This window comes from Sphingomonas sp. 8AM, assembly GCF_902506455.1.
GTDB lineage: Bacteria > Pseudomonadota > Alphaproteobacteria > Sphingomonadales > Sphingomonadaceae > Sphingomonas.
The window spans coordinates 2,957,551-2,970,214 of the sequence record NZ_LR733844.1; the positions used below are offsets into that span (position 1 = coordinate 2,957,551).

Genomic DNA, 12,664 nt, shown 5'->3' on the forward strand with positions numbered 1-12,664 from the left:
TGCATTGCTTCGCTACGCTCGCAATGACGAAACAGGTTGGTTTCGGGAAGGAGGATTACCCGATCCGCTCGCGCACCACCTGCTCGAGCACCGTCAGCGGCATCGCGCCGAGCGTCAGCACGCGGTGAAATTCCTTCGGGTCCCACTTCGCCCCCGCCTTGCGCCTCGCCTCGTCGCGCAACCGCGTCCAGACGGTGTGGCCGATCTTGTAGCTGCACGCCTGCCCCGGCCAGACGGTGTAGCGGTCGATCTCGCCCTGGCTGCGCCCGCGCGCGATCCCGGTGGTGGCGATCAGGTAATCGGTCGCCTTCTCGCGGCTCCAGCGCTTGGCGTGCATGCCTGCGTCGACCACCAGCCGCGTCGCGCGGAACAGCAAGGATTGCAGATAGCCCACCTGCCCGAGCGGATCGCCGTCGTACATCCCCATCTCGTCGGCGAGCTGCTCCGAATAAAGCGCCCAGCCCTCCGAATAGCCCGAATAGAAGCCGCGCCGCCTGATCAGCGGAATGTCCTGGCTCTCCAGCGCCGACATCACCTGCAGATGATGCCCCGGCACCCCCTCGTGATAGCTGAGCGTCGCCAGCCCGAACTTCGGCCGGTCGAACGTGTCGCGCAGATTGATGAAGTAGATCGCCGGCCGCGATCCGTCGAGCGACGCCGACTGGTAATAGCCTCCGGGCGCGCCGGCCTGAATGGCTTCGGGCACCCGGCGTACCTCGACGGGCGCGCGCGGCAGGATCGCGAATTGCTCGGGCAGCCGCTCGGTCATCGCCGCGACCTGCGCGCGGAGTTGTTCGAGCAGCGCCTCGCGCCCCGGATCGGTGTTGGGATAGAGCTGGTCGGGACGCTTGTTGAGCGCGACCAGCCGCTCGCCGACCGTCCCCTGCGTCATCCCCTGTTTCCGCAAAATGCCGTCGATCCGCGCACCGATCTCTGCGACCTGCGCGAGCCCGAGCCGGTGGATCTGGTCACCAGTCATGTCGGTGGTGGTCGCCGCGCTCGCCGCAGCGGCGTAATAGGCCTCGCCATCGGGAAGACGCCACACGCCGGCATCGTGCACCGCGCGGCCTCGCAACTCGGTCACCAAAGCCCGCTGGCTGTCGAGCGCCGGGAAGACGCGCTCTGTCATCAGCTTCACCACCGCCGCCGCGCGATCCGCGGGCAGGTTCGCGGCTTTCAGCTTGGCGGCGAAGTCGGTGGCCGGGCCGGTCGCATCGGCTGCCTTGTCGCGCACCGCCGCGAGTTGCTTGAGCGTGGTGTCGAGGATGTAGTCGGGGGCGAACACGCCCTTGCCCGCATCCGCGCGCTGACGTTCGGTCTCGGCATCGATCACGGGCCCCCAGGCGGCGACACGGGCGACATAGGCATCAGCGTCGGCGGCGTCGCGCACCCGGTGCTGGTTGGCGAGGAAATCCGGCACGTCGCGATACGCACCGGTCAATTGCGTCAGCACATAGGGTGCGTACCGTCCCGCGCTCGCGCCATAATCATAGCGTTCGCCCGCCAGCATCCGGTCAAGGCCATAGGCAACGATGTCATAGTCGAGCCGCGCCGCATCGCCGAGCGCCTCGCGCGGGATCGCCTGTAACGCCGCACGCTCGGCGCGGGCGCTGGCGAAGTCGCGCAATTCTCCGGCACGGCTGGCATCCGACAGTCGCGACTTGAGCGGCGCACGCGCGCCGGTGTCGAGCCCCAGCGAAGTCGCCTGCTCAGGGCTCTCGTCGAGCCGCGTATAAAAGAAGCGGTCGAGCAAGGCGCGCAGCTCGGTGTCGCGCGGGCCGGTCTTTGCGGCAGCAGCGGCGGCGCGCGGCAGAGCGGCCAGCGCGGCGGTGGCGCTGGCGGAGACAAGGAACTGGCGACGACGCATGCGAACTCCCGGTGTGGTTATGGCAGGCAGACTGACGTTCACCGACACCTTTGTCGAGCGCGGGCAATCACTTGGTCGGCAATCCGCATTTTTCGGGTCACGAAGGGCGACAAAGTCCGTCACGCCTGCGTACAGTCTCGGGTATGGCGATCGGACTGCACAACGAAGGCTTCTCGGACGCGTTGGTGGTGCTGGGCGCCGCCGGTCTGGTGATCCCGGCGTTCGCGCGCTTCCGGATCAGCCCGGTGATCGGGTTCATTCTCGTCGGTGCGCTGGTCGGTCCTGCCGGGCTCGGCGCGCTCGTGCCGCGCGCGCCGTGGCTGTATTATTTCACGATCTCCGACCCGGAATCGATCGAGCCATTCGCCGAGTTCGGGATCGTGCTGCTGCTGTTCTCGATCGGGCTGGAGCTGTCGTTCCGGCGCTTATGGGCGATGCGCCAACTGGTGTTCGGCACCGGGCCGGCGGCGTTGGTCGGCTGTGCCGCGTTCATCGGGATCGCCCTGCACCTGATTGGGCAGAGCTGGGGCGGATCGGCAGGACTCGGCCTCGCGCTCGCGCTGTCATCGACCGCGCTGGTGCTCCCGATGGTGGGCACGACCAGCCCGGTCGGGCGCGGCGCGTTCGCGATCCTGCTGTTCCAGGACCTCGCGCTTGTCCCGATCATCTTCGCATTGGGCGCGATGGCGCCGACCGCCAGCGACGATGGGTGGGTTGGGATCGCCGGGGTCGCGTTGCGCGGCGGGCTGACGGTGGTGGCGATGTATGTCGGCGGACGGCTGGTGCTGCCGCGCCTCTTCGCGCAGGCGGCGCGCACCAAGAGCCCTGAGCTGTTCCTTGCCGCCTCGCTGCTGGTCGTGATCGTCGCCAGCGTCGCGACCACCGCCGCCGGCCTGTCACCGATCGTCGGCGCGTTGCTCGCCGGGCTATTGATCGCCGAGACGGAGTATCACACCGAGGTTGAGGTAATGACCGCGCCGTTCAAGGGCCTCGCGCTCGGCGTGTTCCTCATCACGGTCGGCATGAGCCTCGATCTCGCCGCGATCGCGCGCAACTGGATGCCGCTGCTCACCGCGGTACTCGGCGTCGTCGCGGTCAAGGCGGTGGTGACGTATCTGCTGCTACGCGTTGCCAATGCGCGCCCCGGCATCGCCGCGGAGACCGGGATGCTGATGGGCAGCCCGTCGGAGACGACGCTGATCGTGCTCGCCACCGCCGCGCAGGCGCAACTCATCACCGCCGCCACTGCCAGCTTCTGGCAGACCGTCACCGCCATCGGACTGACGATCACCCCGCTGCTCGCGCTGCTCGGCCGCGTGATCGCGCGGCGGATCGAGAAGCGTGACGGTGCCCGACCCGACACGCTCGACCATGCCGAGGGACAGCGCGCGGTGGTGTTCGGCTTCGGACGCGTCGGGCGGCTGGTCGCGGACATGCTGGCGCGCCACGACCAGCCCTATGTCGCGGTCGAGGCCGACATCGACGCGGTGACGCAGGCGCGCGCGGGCGGCTATCCGATCATCTTCGGCGATGTCGCGCGCGCCGAACTGCTTGAGCGGCTCGATCTGACCAGCGCGCGCGCGCTGATCCTCACGATGGACGATCCGGTGCTGACGGTGCGGCTGACCAAGCGGCTGCGCGCCGCCTTCCCGGCGTTGCCGATCATCGCCCGTGCGCGCGACACCGCGCATGCGGCCGAACTCTACAAGGCGGGGGTGACCGACGCGGTACCGGAAACGCTGGAAAGCTCGCTGCAATTGTCCGAGGCGGTGCTGGTCGATCTCGGCGTCGCGATGGGGCCGGTGATCGCCTCGATCCACGACAAGCGCGAGGAATTGCGCGAGACGATCCGTCGCACCGCGATGCTCGATCGACAGCCGCGCATCCGGCGCATCCGGCGGACCGATGAAATCCGACCTGCTTGAGCCGGGACGGTCGCGATTTTGCCGCACATCGTGGCTAGCGGGCGGAGCATGAACCCGTCCGAGCTGCGCGTCGCCTTCTTCAGCGGCAACTACAATTATGTGCGCGACGGCGCCAATCAGGCGCAGAACCTGCTGGTCGGCTATCTTCTCGATCAGGGCGTGCAGGTGCGCGTCTATTCGCCGACCACGCCGACCCCGGCGTTCGAGGCGCGCGGCACGGTGGTCGACGTGCCGGCGATCCCGATGCCGGGCGGGCGCGGCGAATATAAGCTCGGGCGCGGGCTACCGGCGCAGCCGCGCCGCGACCTGGAGGCGTTCGACCCGCACCTCGTGCACGTCTCCGCGCCCGAATTCCTCGGCCATGCGGCGATCACCTGGGCGCGCCGCCGCGGCATACCGGTGGTCGCAACCGTCCACACCCGCTTCGAGACCTATTTCCAATATTACGGCCTGTCACTGGTTCAGCCGCTGATCGTCGCGATCCTGCGCCGCTTCTACAATCGCGCCGACCGCGTGCTGGTGCCGACTCCCTCGATGGCGAAAGTGATCCGCGATTTCGGGGTCACGACGCCGATCTCGCTATGGGGGCGCGGGGTGAACCATCGTCGCTTCCACCCCAATGCGCGCAGTCTGCAATGGCGGCGCTCGCTCGGAATCGCCGATGACGAGGTGACGATCGGCTTCCTCGGCCGGCTCGTGCTCGAAAAGGGGCTGGGCGTGTTCGCCGACGTGCTGGCGCGGCTCGATGCGCTGGGCGTCCGCCACCGCGTGCTGGTGGTCGGCAAGGGGCCGGCGCGCGACTGGTTTGCCGAGCGCGTACTCCAAGCGGCGTTCGCGGGCTTTCAGAGCGGTGACGATCTCGGCCGCGCGGTCGCATCAATGGATCTATTGTTCAACCCCAGCGTCACCGAGACGTGGGGACAGGTGACGTCGGAAGCGATGGCGGCGGGCGTCCCCGTCGTGGCGGCGCGCGCCACCGGTGCGGTCGACCTGCTGGAAGACGGGCGCACCGGCTTCCTCGTGCCGCCGGAGGATCTTGACGGCTACGCCGCGGCGATTGCGCGGCTCATCTCGGACCCGGCGCTGCGCGTGGCGATGGGACAGGCCGCGCACGAACGCGCGCAGGAGTTCCGCTGGGACAGCGCTAATGGCGCGGTATTGCAGGCGTACCGGGAAGTGCTCTCGTCACCGCGAACCTGACTCCTCTCGACCGTTCGTGCTGAGCTTGTCGAAGCACGTGCCCGGCAACACGCCCTTCGATAGGCTCAGGGCGAACGGTCGGGAGGCGCGCCTGACGTCACACCGTCCGCCAGTCGAAGGTCAGCGGCGCCTCGCGGAACGCGAAGCGGTCGAGGTGGCTCGCCACCACCTCCTCCATCCGCGCCACGTCGCCGTCCTCCGGCACCGCCAGCCGCACGTCGAGCGTCTCGCTGTCCGCCCGCAGCTCGACCTTGGCCCCGTTCGGAAACGCGATCATCGCCTCCTGCTCCGAAAAACTGACCTCCATCTTGTGGCTCCAGTGCTTGGCGAGCTGCTGGAGATAGCGGCTCGCCGAATGCGTCGGCACGCGCGCCACCCGCACCGTCACTTCAGCCGCTCCACCTTCTGCGCCACTTCATCGATCAACGCGGCAATCTCGTGGAGCAGCTCCGGCGAGGCATCGGCGCGCTTCACGCGATCCATGACCGCGTGGCGCAGGTTGTGCATCGCGCGGCGGACCGGCGCCCCCTCACCCTCACCCTGCGCGCGCTGCGCGGCCAGCGCCTCCAGCCGCGCCATCAGCGTCGCAACCGTCTCTGCCTGTTCGTCCAGATGCGCGCGCCCGGCGTCGGTCACCGCAAAGCGCTTGCGCGAGCCCTCGCTGGCCTGTTCCGCGATCAGCTCCATTTCGTCGAGCAAGGTGAGCGTGGGATAGACCACCCCCGGGCTCGGCGCATAGGCGCCGCCGGTCAGCGTCTCGATCGTCTTGATGAGTTCATAGCCGTGGCGTGGGGTGTCCGCGATCAGCTTGAGCAGCACCAGCCGCAGCTCCGATCCGTCGAACATCCGCCGGCTGCGTCCGCCACCGCCGCCGCCGCGACGATGCTCCCCGTCGTTGAGCCGCTCGATCCAGTGGAAGAACCGCTCGGGGTCGAACCCGCCACCCCCGCCGCGCTGCCCTGAATGATGATGATGGCCGCGGCCACCGTGTGAAAAACCGAACATCCGGTCGACTCCATTTCCTATCATGATGCAGCAGGATATATCTTGAATAGAATGGCGCAAGAGCTTTCAAGATATATTTTAGCTTCTCGCATGACGCGGCTCGCGTCTCGCCTTACATGAGAGCGCATGGCCGACCTGTTTGCCGGGTTCGATCCCGTCGATCCCCCCAGCCCTGCTCCTTCCGATGCTCAGGCCCCGCTCGCCGACCAGCTGCGCCCGCGCGCGCTCGCCGACGTGATCGGGCAGCGGCACCTGCTCGGCCCCGACGCGCCGCTGGCGATGATGATCCGCTCACGCCGGCTGTCGTCGTTCGTGCTGTGGGGTCCCCCCGGCGTCGGCAAGACGACGATCGCACGGCTGATCGCGGCCGAGGCGGGCTATGTCTTCGTTCAGCTCTCTGCGGTGTCAACCGGGATCGCCGACCTGCGGCGCACGCTTGCCACCGCGCGCGACCTGCGCGCTGCCGGCAAGCCAACCGCCTTGTTCATCGACGAGCTGCACCGCTTCTCGCGCCCGGTGCAGGATGCGTTGCTGCCCGCGGTCGAGGACGGCACGATCGTGCTGATCGGCGCGACTACCGAGAATCCGAGCTTCAGCCTTGTCGCCGCGTTGCTGTCGCGCGCCAAGGTGTTCACGCTCGACCGGCTGTCCGCCGCCGAACTCGACACCGTCCTCGCGCGCGCCGAGGCGCAGCAAGGGCGCACGCTGCCGCTCGACGCGGACGCGCGCGCCGCGCTGATCGCGATGGCCGATGGCGACGCGCGCTATCTGCTCGGGCTGTGCGAGACGCTGTTCCTGATCGAGTCCGACGCGCCGATCGACACCGCGGCGCTGGCGGCGATCGTCCAGAAGCGCGCGCCGCTCTACGATCGGGGGCAGGAAGAGCATTTCAACCTGCTCAGCTGCTTCCACAAGAGCCTGCGCGGCAGCGATGCCGATGCCGCACTCTACTGGGCGGCGCGGATGGTGCGCGGCGGCGAGGACGCCGCGGTGATCTTCCGCCGCCTGTGCTGCGCGGCGTCGGAGGATGTCGGCATGGCCGATCCGCAGGCGCTGGTGCAGGTGATGACCGCATGGCACGCGTTCGAACGCGTCGGGATGCCCGAGGGCCGGCTGTTCCTCGCGCAAGCAATCAATTATGTCGCCACCGCGCCCAAATCGAACGCGTCTTATGTCGCGTTCGACCGCGCGAGCGCATTGGCGCGCGACACCGGCTCGCTGCCGCCGCCCAGGCATATCCTCAATGCGCCGACGAAGCTGATGAAGGAACTCGGCTATCACGAGGGCTATCGCTACGATCACGATTACCCCGACGCGCATGCCGCGCAGGATTTCTTCCCCACCGAGATCGGCGACGATCATTTGTTCTATGAACCGAACGAACGCGGATATGAGCGCGAGATCCGCAAGCGGCTCGCCTTCTGGACCGCGGGACGCGAACGACGCGAGGGATAAGCGAGCCGGATTGCCTAATGTGGATAAGTAGATAAGCCGTCGCAAGTGAGTCGCCTACGCTTCGTCCCCGCTGCCCTGCCAACGCAGGGCCGAAATCCGCTCACACGCGTTCAGGACACGTAATGCGTGTCACTCCCCACATCGCGGCGATCGGCACCGCGGTTCCCGCCCATGACATTCACGTCGCGTTCGTCGACTGGGCGGAACGGCGGCTGCCCGAGCGTGAGGCACGCCTCTTTCACCGGATGGCGGGTCGCGCCGGGATAACCCATCGCTGGTCGGTGCTCCCTGCCGAGCATGGCTCGCCGGTCGGCGCGACGGGCTTCTACGCCGCCGAGCCGCATCCCGGCACCGCCGCGCGGATGGCGCTCTATGCGGACGCGGCACCGGCGCTCGCACTTGCGGCGATCGCCGACCTGCGCGCACAGGTCGAACTCGACGGCATCACCCACCTCGTCGTTGCGAGCTGCACCGGCTTCGTCGCGCCCGGCGTCGACCAGATCCTGGCGCGTGTGCTTGACCTGCCGGGCAGCGTCGAGCGCACGCTGATCGGCTTCATGGGCTGCTATGCTGCGGTCGCGGCGCTGCGTACCGCGCGACACATCGTCCGGTCCGAACCGGCGGCGCGCGTGCTGGTCGTCACCGTCGAACTCTCGACGCTTCACCTTCAACCCGCCACGTCGCTCGAGCCGCTGCTCGCGATGCTGCAATTCGGTGATGGCGCCGCAGCGGCGCTGGTTACCGCCGCGCCGCAGGGGCTGGCGATCGGCCAGCCGTTCAGCGCCACGCTGCCCGAAGCCGCCGCGCTGATCCGCTGGGACATCACCGATTACGGCTTCGCGATGCATCTTTCGGGCGAGGTGCCGGGGCGGATCAGCGCGGCGCTGCGCGATCCGGCGCTGGTCGCGACGCTGACCGGCGGACGCGCGGTCGATCGCTGGGCGGTCCACGCCGGCGGACGCTCGATCCTCGACGCCGTCGAACACGCGCTGGCGCTGCCCACCGACGCACTCGATGATTCGCGTGCGGTGCTCGCCGCCAACGGCAACATGTCGTCGGCGACGCTGATGTTCGTGCTGACGCGGGTGCTGGCAGGTCCACCGGTCGAGCATGGCATCGCGCTCGCCTTCGGCCCCGGACTGGCCGCCGAAGGGCTGGCGTTCGCGAGCGCGACGTGATGCTCGGGCAGCGCGCCACCGCCGATGAGCTGATGGACGCCGACGACCTGCCCGCGGACGTCTATGCCGCGGTGGTCGCGGATCTGGCGCGGGTCAATGTCGTGACGATGGCGGCGCGCCCGACGCTGGCGTTCCTCGCGCGCCTCACGAAGCCGGGGCAACGCTATCGTCTGTTCGACGTCGGCTATGGTGACGGCGACATGCTGCGGCGGATCGCGCATTGGGGCGAAAAGCGCGGCGTCGGTTTCGATCTGGTCGGTATCGATCTCAACCCACGCAGCGAAGCCGCGGCGCGTGCGCACACGTCCGCCGATCTCGCGATCGACTGGCGCACCGGCGACTATGCCGATCTGACCGGCGAAGGCTGGGACTTCGTGATCTCCAGCCTCGTCGCACACCACATGACGCAGCCACAGCTAATCGCCTTCCTGCGCTTCATGGCGCGCGAGGCGCGGGTCGGCTGGCTGGTCAACGACCTGCATCGGCACGGTTTCGCCTATTACGGCTGGCCGCTGCTCGCCGGGCTGTTCCGGTGGCACCATATCGTGCGGCATGACGGGCGACTGTCGATCGCGCGCAGCTACCGCCCCGGTGAGTGGTCGCCGTTGCTCGGCGAGGCCGGGGTCAGCGACGCACGCGTATTCCGCGCCTTCCCGTTCCGGCTATGCGTCGCGAGCCGCTGATCCTCGGCGGCGGTCCCGCGGGCAGCGCCGCGGCGATCACCTTGGCAAGGGGTGGCGCGCGACCGTTGGTGATCGAGCGTACGCGCGAGACCGGCGACGCGCTGTGCGGCGGGTTCCTGAGCTGGCGGACGCTGGAGACGCTTGCGTCGCTCGGCATTGCGGCCGATGCGCTCAACCCGGCGCGGGTGGTGCGCGTCCGCATCTTCGCGCGCGGTCGAAGGGTCGAAGCCGCGCTTCCCGCCCCGGCGATCGGCGTCTCGCGAACCCGGCTTGATACGTTGCTGCTCGATCGAGCGGTCCAGAACGGCGCGGCGGTCGAGCGCGGGGTCGTCGCGCGTGCGATCGAGGACGGTGCGATTCGCACCGGCGACGGCGCGCTGCTGGCGAGCGATGCGCTGTTCCTCGCCAGCGGCAAGCATGACGTGCGCGGTGCGGCCCGCCCGTCGGCGGCGCGCGGCGTCGACCCGACCCTCGGCCTGCGCACCCGCCGCCGCGGTGTCGATCTGGCGCGCCGCGTCGGCGACGCGATCGAGCTCCATCTGTTCGACCGCGGCTATGCCGGCGTCGTGTTGCAGGAGGACGGCAGCGCCAACGTATGCCTGGCGATCCGCCGCTCGCGCCTTACCGAGGCGGGCAGCCCTGACGCCTTGCTCGCCGCGCTGGCCGACGAACTACCGGTCTTCGCCGATCGGCTCGTGGGGGACGCGACGCCGGTCGAGGCGATCGCCAATGTGCCCTACGGCTGGCGCGCACGCCACGGGACGGACGGCTGCTACCGGCTGGGCGATCAGGCGGCAGTCATTCCGTCGCTTGCGGGCGAAGGCATGGGGATCGCACTGGCGAGCGGGGTGTCGGCGGCAAAGGCGTGGCTGGCGGGTGAGCCGTCTGCGACATGGCAATCGCGCTTCGCCCGCCAGACCGCCCGCCCAGTTCTGCTCGCCAGCACAATCCGCGCGATGGCCGAACGCCCACCAATGATAGCGCCGCTGCTCCCGATCGCGGCGCGTCTCGGCCTGATCGACGCCGTCGCCGCCGCAACGCGGATCACACCGGGCTAGATCGGATCGACCAGCACCAGCCGTCATCCCCGACCTGATCCGGGATTTCCCTTTCTGCTTCTGCCGCCAGGAAGGGCGCTGCGGATCAAATCCCGGTCGGCAATGGCAGAGCACGCCGCGGCCCAAACGAAAAGAGGCGCGGCGGTCGCCCGCCACGCCTCCTCGCAAAGCCCCGACGGGGCCGCGCCGATTACTCGGCCGCGGCGGCCGGGCGCGTGTCGCGACGCTCGGCGATACGCGCCGACTTGCCGGTGCGGCCACGCAGGTAATACAGCTTGGCACGACGCACCGCGCCCTTGCGCACCACCTCGATCGAATCGACGTTGGGCGAGTACAGCGGGAAGACGCGCTCCACGCCCTCGCCGAAGCTCATCTTGCGGACGGTGAACGACGAGCCCATGCCCTTGTTCGAGCGCGCGATGCACACGCCCTCGTAGTTCTGGACGCGGGTGCGCTCACCCTCGACCACCTTCACGCCGACCTTCAGCGTATCGCCGGGGCGGAATTCCGGGATCTTCTTGGTTTCGTTGAACTTGGCGATCTGCTCGGCTTCGAGCGTCTGGATCAGGTTCATTGTTCGTCCTCAGTCCGTTGCCGCGCGCCAGAGGGCGGGCCGACCCGAGCGCCCTCATGACGCTCCCAAAGGTCTGGCCGCCGTAGCCGTGTGTCGATCTCCGCCTGCCGTTGCCGCCAGGCCGCGATCTTCGCATGATCCCCCGATCGCAGCACTTCGGGGATCGTGCGCCCCTCCCATTCGACCGGTCGGGTGTAGTGCGGATATTCGAGGAGGCCGCTTTCGAAGCTTTCCTCGACTCCGCTTGAAGCCGCGCCCATTACGCCGGGAAGGAGCCGAACGCAAGCATCGAGCAGCACCAGCGTCGCCATCTCGCCCCCCGACAGGATGTAGTCACCGATCGAGATTTGCTCGACCCCGCGGGCCTCCAGCAGCCGCTCGTCGAACCCCTCGAACCGCCCGCACAGGATCACCGCCCCCGGTCCCGCGGCCAGCTTGCGCACGCGTGCCTGCCGGAGCGGCGCACCACGCGGCGTCATCGCAAGCAGCGGCCGGCCATCAGCCTGCGCATCGACCGCGCGCGCGAGAATATCGGCGCGCAGCACCATCCCCGCGCCGCCGCCCGCGGGCGTATCGTCGACGGTCCGATGCCGGTCGGTGGTGAAGTCGCGGATGTTGACCGCGTCGAGCGACCATTTCCCCTCCGCCAGCGCTCGCCCGGCGAGCGAGGTGCCGAGCGGACCGGGAAACATCTCCGGATAGAGGGTCAGGATCGTGGCGCGGAAAATCATTGTCGTCCCAATGAATAGACGATGCCGGCCGCCGCCGCCGCACCGAGGAGAAAGGCGCCGGCGGCATAGGCCAGCCCGGACGTCGCGAACATCATCGCCATCCCGCAAGCGTCGACCCCGCATCGCTCCGCGGGCGTCAGCACTGCACGGGCGAACACGGCCACGCACACCAGCGCGCCGAGCGACGGCAGCGGCATCGATGCGGTGAGGATGAGGCGACGCCGCGACCATCGCCGGCCACGCACAGCCACCGACACGACGGACAGCACGGCGGCGAAGATCGCCGGAAAGCCGACCAGCCACAGCAGGTCGCTCGCGGTCGTCACGCCCGTGTCCAATTCTCGATCTTGAGATCGGGAATATCGGCAAAGTCACGTTCGTTGTTCGTGACGAGCGTCAGCCCGCCGACGATCGCCTGTGCCGCGATCAGACGGTCGTAGCTTCCTCGCCGCATTCCGATGGCGCGGACCATGCGCGCATAAGCGGAGGCCGCCTCACCATCGAACGCCAGCACCGCGAGCGCCGCCAGAAAGGTGTCGATCCGCTTGGCGTCCTTCTCGGGCTCGCGCGACGTACGATGGCCGACCCGAAGTTCGCCTGCGGTAATTGCCGAAACATGCAATTGCCCGAACGCCTCGCCCATCCGGCGTGCAAGCGGATCGCTCCGCCCGAGCAGGAAATCGATACAGGCATTGGTATCGAGCAGGTAGCCCTTCATGCCGCCGCCGCACCGGGCCGGGGGCTCCAGTCGCGCACGTCGGCACGCGTGTCCCCGCGTCCGTCCGCCATGAAGCCTTCCGAGACGCTGCCGTACAGGCTCATCAACACCTGCGCGCCGTCACTTTCGCGCCACAGGCTGAACGAGCCGTCGTCGTGCGGAGCGATCACCACATCGTCGCCCTCGCCAAACCCCAGACCCTTCGGCAGCCGCAACGCTACCGAATTGCCGGACTTGAACACCTTGGCGCGATATTCGTTACCCATCGCC

14 protein-coding genes are annotated in these 12,664 nt (G+C 68.7%); 6 read left to right on the plus strand and 8 right to left on the minus strand.

All coding sequences use genetic code 11. The features are described 5' to 3' along the window. Positions 1-55 precede the first annotated feature (55 nt). Positions 56-1,867, minus strand: coding sequence for a DUF885 domain-containing protein (locus tag BACI71_RS13930; protein WP_159759584.1), 1,812 nt, complete (start codon positions 1,865-1,867; stop codon positions 56-58). 143 nt (positions 1,868-2,010) lie between these two features. Here BACI71_RS13930 and BACI71_RS13935 point away from each other — a divergent pair, with 143 nt between their 5' ends. Further along, a complete protein-coding gene (locus BACI71_RS13935; protein WP_159759586.1) occupies positions 2,011-3,792 on the plus strand; it encodes a cation:proton antiporter domain-containing protein in 1,782 nt (593 codons plus the stop codon). 48 nt (positions 3,793-3,840) lie between these two features. Beyond that, the gene (locus BACI71_RS13940) at positions 3,841-4,992 is read left to right on the plus strand and encodes a glycosyltransferase family 4 protein (RefSeq protein WP_159759588.1); all 1,152 of its coding nucleotides are present in this window, start codon (positions 3,841-3,843) and stop codon (positions 4,990-4,992) included. Positions 4,993-5,089: 97 nt separating this feature from the next. Here BACI71_RS13940 and BACI71_RS13945 read toward each other — a convergent pair whose 3' ends face one another. Then, positions 5,090-5,380, minus strand: a complete 291-nt coding sequence (locus BACI71_RS13945; RefSeq protein WP_159759590.1) for a DUF2218 domain-containing protein — start codon at positions 5,378-5,380, stop codon at positions 5,090-5,092. Beyond that, a complete protein-coding gene (locus tag BACI71_RS13950; RefSeq protein ID WP_159759592.1) occupies positions 5,377-5,997 on the minus strand; it encodes a PadR family transcriptional regulator in 621 nt (206 codons plus the stop codon). The genes BACI71_RS13945 and BACI71_RS13950 overlap by 4 nt, the downstream gene beginning before the upstream one ends. A 126-nt stretch (positions 5,998-6,123) precedes the next feature. Here BACI71_RS13950 and BACI71_RS13955 point away from each other — a divergent pair, with 126 nt between their 5' ends. The 4 genes from BACI71_RS13955 (at position 6,124) to BACI71_RS13970 (ending at position 10,371) form a co-directional block, all read left to right on the plus strand. After that, the gene (locus BACI71_RS13955; RefSeq protein WP_159759594.1) at positions 6,124-7,452 is read left to right on the plus strand and encodes a replication-associated recombination protein A; all 1,329 of its coding nucleotides are present in this window, start codon (positions 6,124-6,126) and stop codon (positions 7,450-7,452) included. 122 nt (positions 7,453-7,574) lie between these two features. Then, positions 7,575-8,630 carry a type III polyketide synthase gene (locus BACI71_RS13960; protein ID WP_159759596.1) on the plus strand — a complete coding sequence of 352 codons (1,056 nt, stop codon included), beginning with the start codon at positions 7,575-7,577 and terminating at the stop codon, positions 8,628-8,630. Further along, complete coding sequence (locus BACI71_RS13965) at positions 8,627-9,313, plus strand: methyltransferase domain-containing protein (RefSeq protein WP_159759598.1); 687 nt, start codon at positions 8,627-8,629, stop codon at positions 9,311-9,313. Before BACI71_RS13960 ends, BACI71_RS13965 begins: the two co-directional genes overlap by 4 nt. Continuing rightward, positions 9,295-10,371, plus strand: a complete 1,077-nt coding sequence (locus BACI71_RS13970; RefSeq protein WP_159759600.1) for an NAD(P)/FAD-dependent oxidoreductase — start codon at positions 9,295-9,297, stop codon at positions 10,369-10,371. The genes BACI71_RS13965 and BACI71_RS13970 overlap by 19 nt, the downstream gene beginning before the upstream one ends. Positions 10,372-10,561: 190 nt before the next feature. Here the strand turns inward: BACI71_RS13970 and rplS are convergent, their stop codons facing one another. The 5 genes from rplS to BACI71_RS13995 are packed head-to-tail and all read right to left on the minus strand — an operon-like array spanning position 10,562 to position 12,660. Next, positions 10,562-10,945 carry a 50S ribosomal protein L19 gene (gene rplS / locus BACI71_RS13975; protein ID WP_159759602.1) on the minus strand — a complete coding sequence of 128 codons (384 nt, stop codon included), beginning with the start codon at positions 10,943-10,945 and terminating at the stop codon, positions 10,562-10,564. Beyond that, a complete protein-coding gene (gene trmD, locus BACI71_RS13980; protein ID WP_159759604.1) occupies positions 10,942-11,676 on the minus strand; it encodes a tRNA (guanosine(37)-N1)-methyltransferase TrmD in 735 nt (244 codons plus the stop codon). The genes rplS and trmD overlap by 4 nt, the downstream gene beginning before the upstream one ends. Then, the gene (locus BACI71_RS13985; RefSeq protein WP_159759606.1) at positions 11,673-12,002 is read right to left on the minus strand and encodes a hypothetical protein; all 330 of its coding nucleotides are present in this window, start codon (positions 12,000-12,002) and stop codon (positions 11,673-11,675) included. The genes trmD and BACI71_RS13985 overlap by 4 nt, the downstream gene beginning before the upstream one ends. Further along, positions 11,999-12,394 carry a type II toxin-antitoxin system VapC family toxin gene (locus BACI71_RS13990; protein WP_159759608.1) on the minus strand — a complete coding sequence of 132 codons (396 nt, stop codon included), beginning with the start codon at positions 12,392-12,394 and terminating at the stop codon, positions 11,999-12,001. The genes BACI71_RS13985 and BACI71_RS13990 overlap by 4 nt, the downstream gene beginning before the upstream one ends. Continuing rightward, positions 12,391-12,660 carry an antitoxin gene (locus tag BACI71_RS13995; protein WP_159759610.1) on the minus strand — a complete coding sequence of 90 codons (270 nt, stop codon included), beginning with the start codon at positions 12,658-12,660 and terminating at the stop codon, positions 12,391-12,393. Before BACI71_RS13995 ends, BACI71_RS13990 begins: the two co-directional genes overlap by 4 nt. Positions 12,661-12,664 lie beyond the last annotated feature (4 nt).

What these genes read in the sequence shown, in the direction of transcription:
- BACI71_RS13995 (WP_159759610.1), bottom strand. Translation starts at nt 12,660, where the DNA reads ATGGGTAACGAATATCGCGCCAAGGTGTTCAAGTCCGGCAATTCGGTA.
- BACI71_RS13970 (WP_159759600.1), top strand. Translation starts at nt 9,295, where the DNA reads ATGCGTCGCGAGCCGCTGATCCTCGGCGGCGGTCCCGCGGGCAGCGCC.
- BACI71_RS13960 (WP_159759596.1), top strand. Translation starts at nt 7,575, where the DNA reads ATGCGTGTCACTCCCCACATCGCGGCGATCGGCACCGCGGTTCCCGCC.
- rplS (WP_159759602.1), bottom strand. Translation starts at nt 10,945, where the DNA reads ATGAACCTGATCCAGACGCTCGAAGCCGAGCAGATCGCCAAGTTCAAC.
- BACI71_RS13935 (WP_159759586.1), top strand. Translation starts at nt 2,011, where the DNA reads ATGGCGATCGGACTGCACAACGAAGGCTTCTCGGACGCGTTGGTGGTG.
- BACI71_RS13950 (WP_159759592.1), bottom strand. Translation starts at nt 5,997, where the DNA reads ATGTTCGGTTTTTCACACGGTGGCCGCGGCCATCATCATCATTCAGGG.
- BACI71_RS13955 (WP_159759594.1), top strand. Translation starts at nt 6,124, where the DNA reads ATGGCCGACCTGTTTGCCGGGTTCGATCCCGTCGATCCCCCCAGCCCT.
- BACI71_RS13990 (WP_159759608.1), bottom strand. Translation starts at nt 12,394, where the DNA reads ATGAAGGGCTACCTGCTCGATACCAATGCCTGTATCGATTTCCTGCTC.
- trmD (WP_159759604.1), bottom strand. Translation starts at nt 11,676, where the DNA reads ATGATTTTCCGCGCCACGATCCTGACCCTCTATCCGGAGATGTTTCCC.
- BACI71_RS13940 (WP_159759588.1), top strand. Translation starts at nt 3,841, where the DNA reads ATGAACCCGTCCGAGCTGCGCGTCGCCTTCTTCAGCGGCAACTACAAT.
- BACI71_RS13930 (WP_159759584.1), bottom strand. Translation starts at nt 1,867, where the DNA reads ATGCGTCGTCGCCAGTTCCTTGTCTCCGCCAGCGCCACCGCCGCGCTG.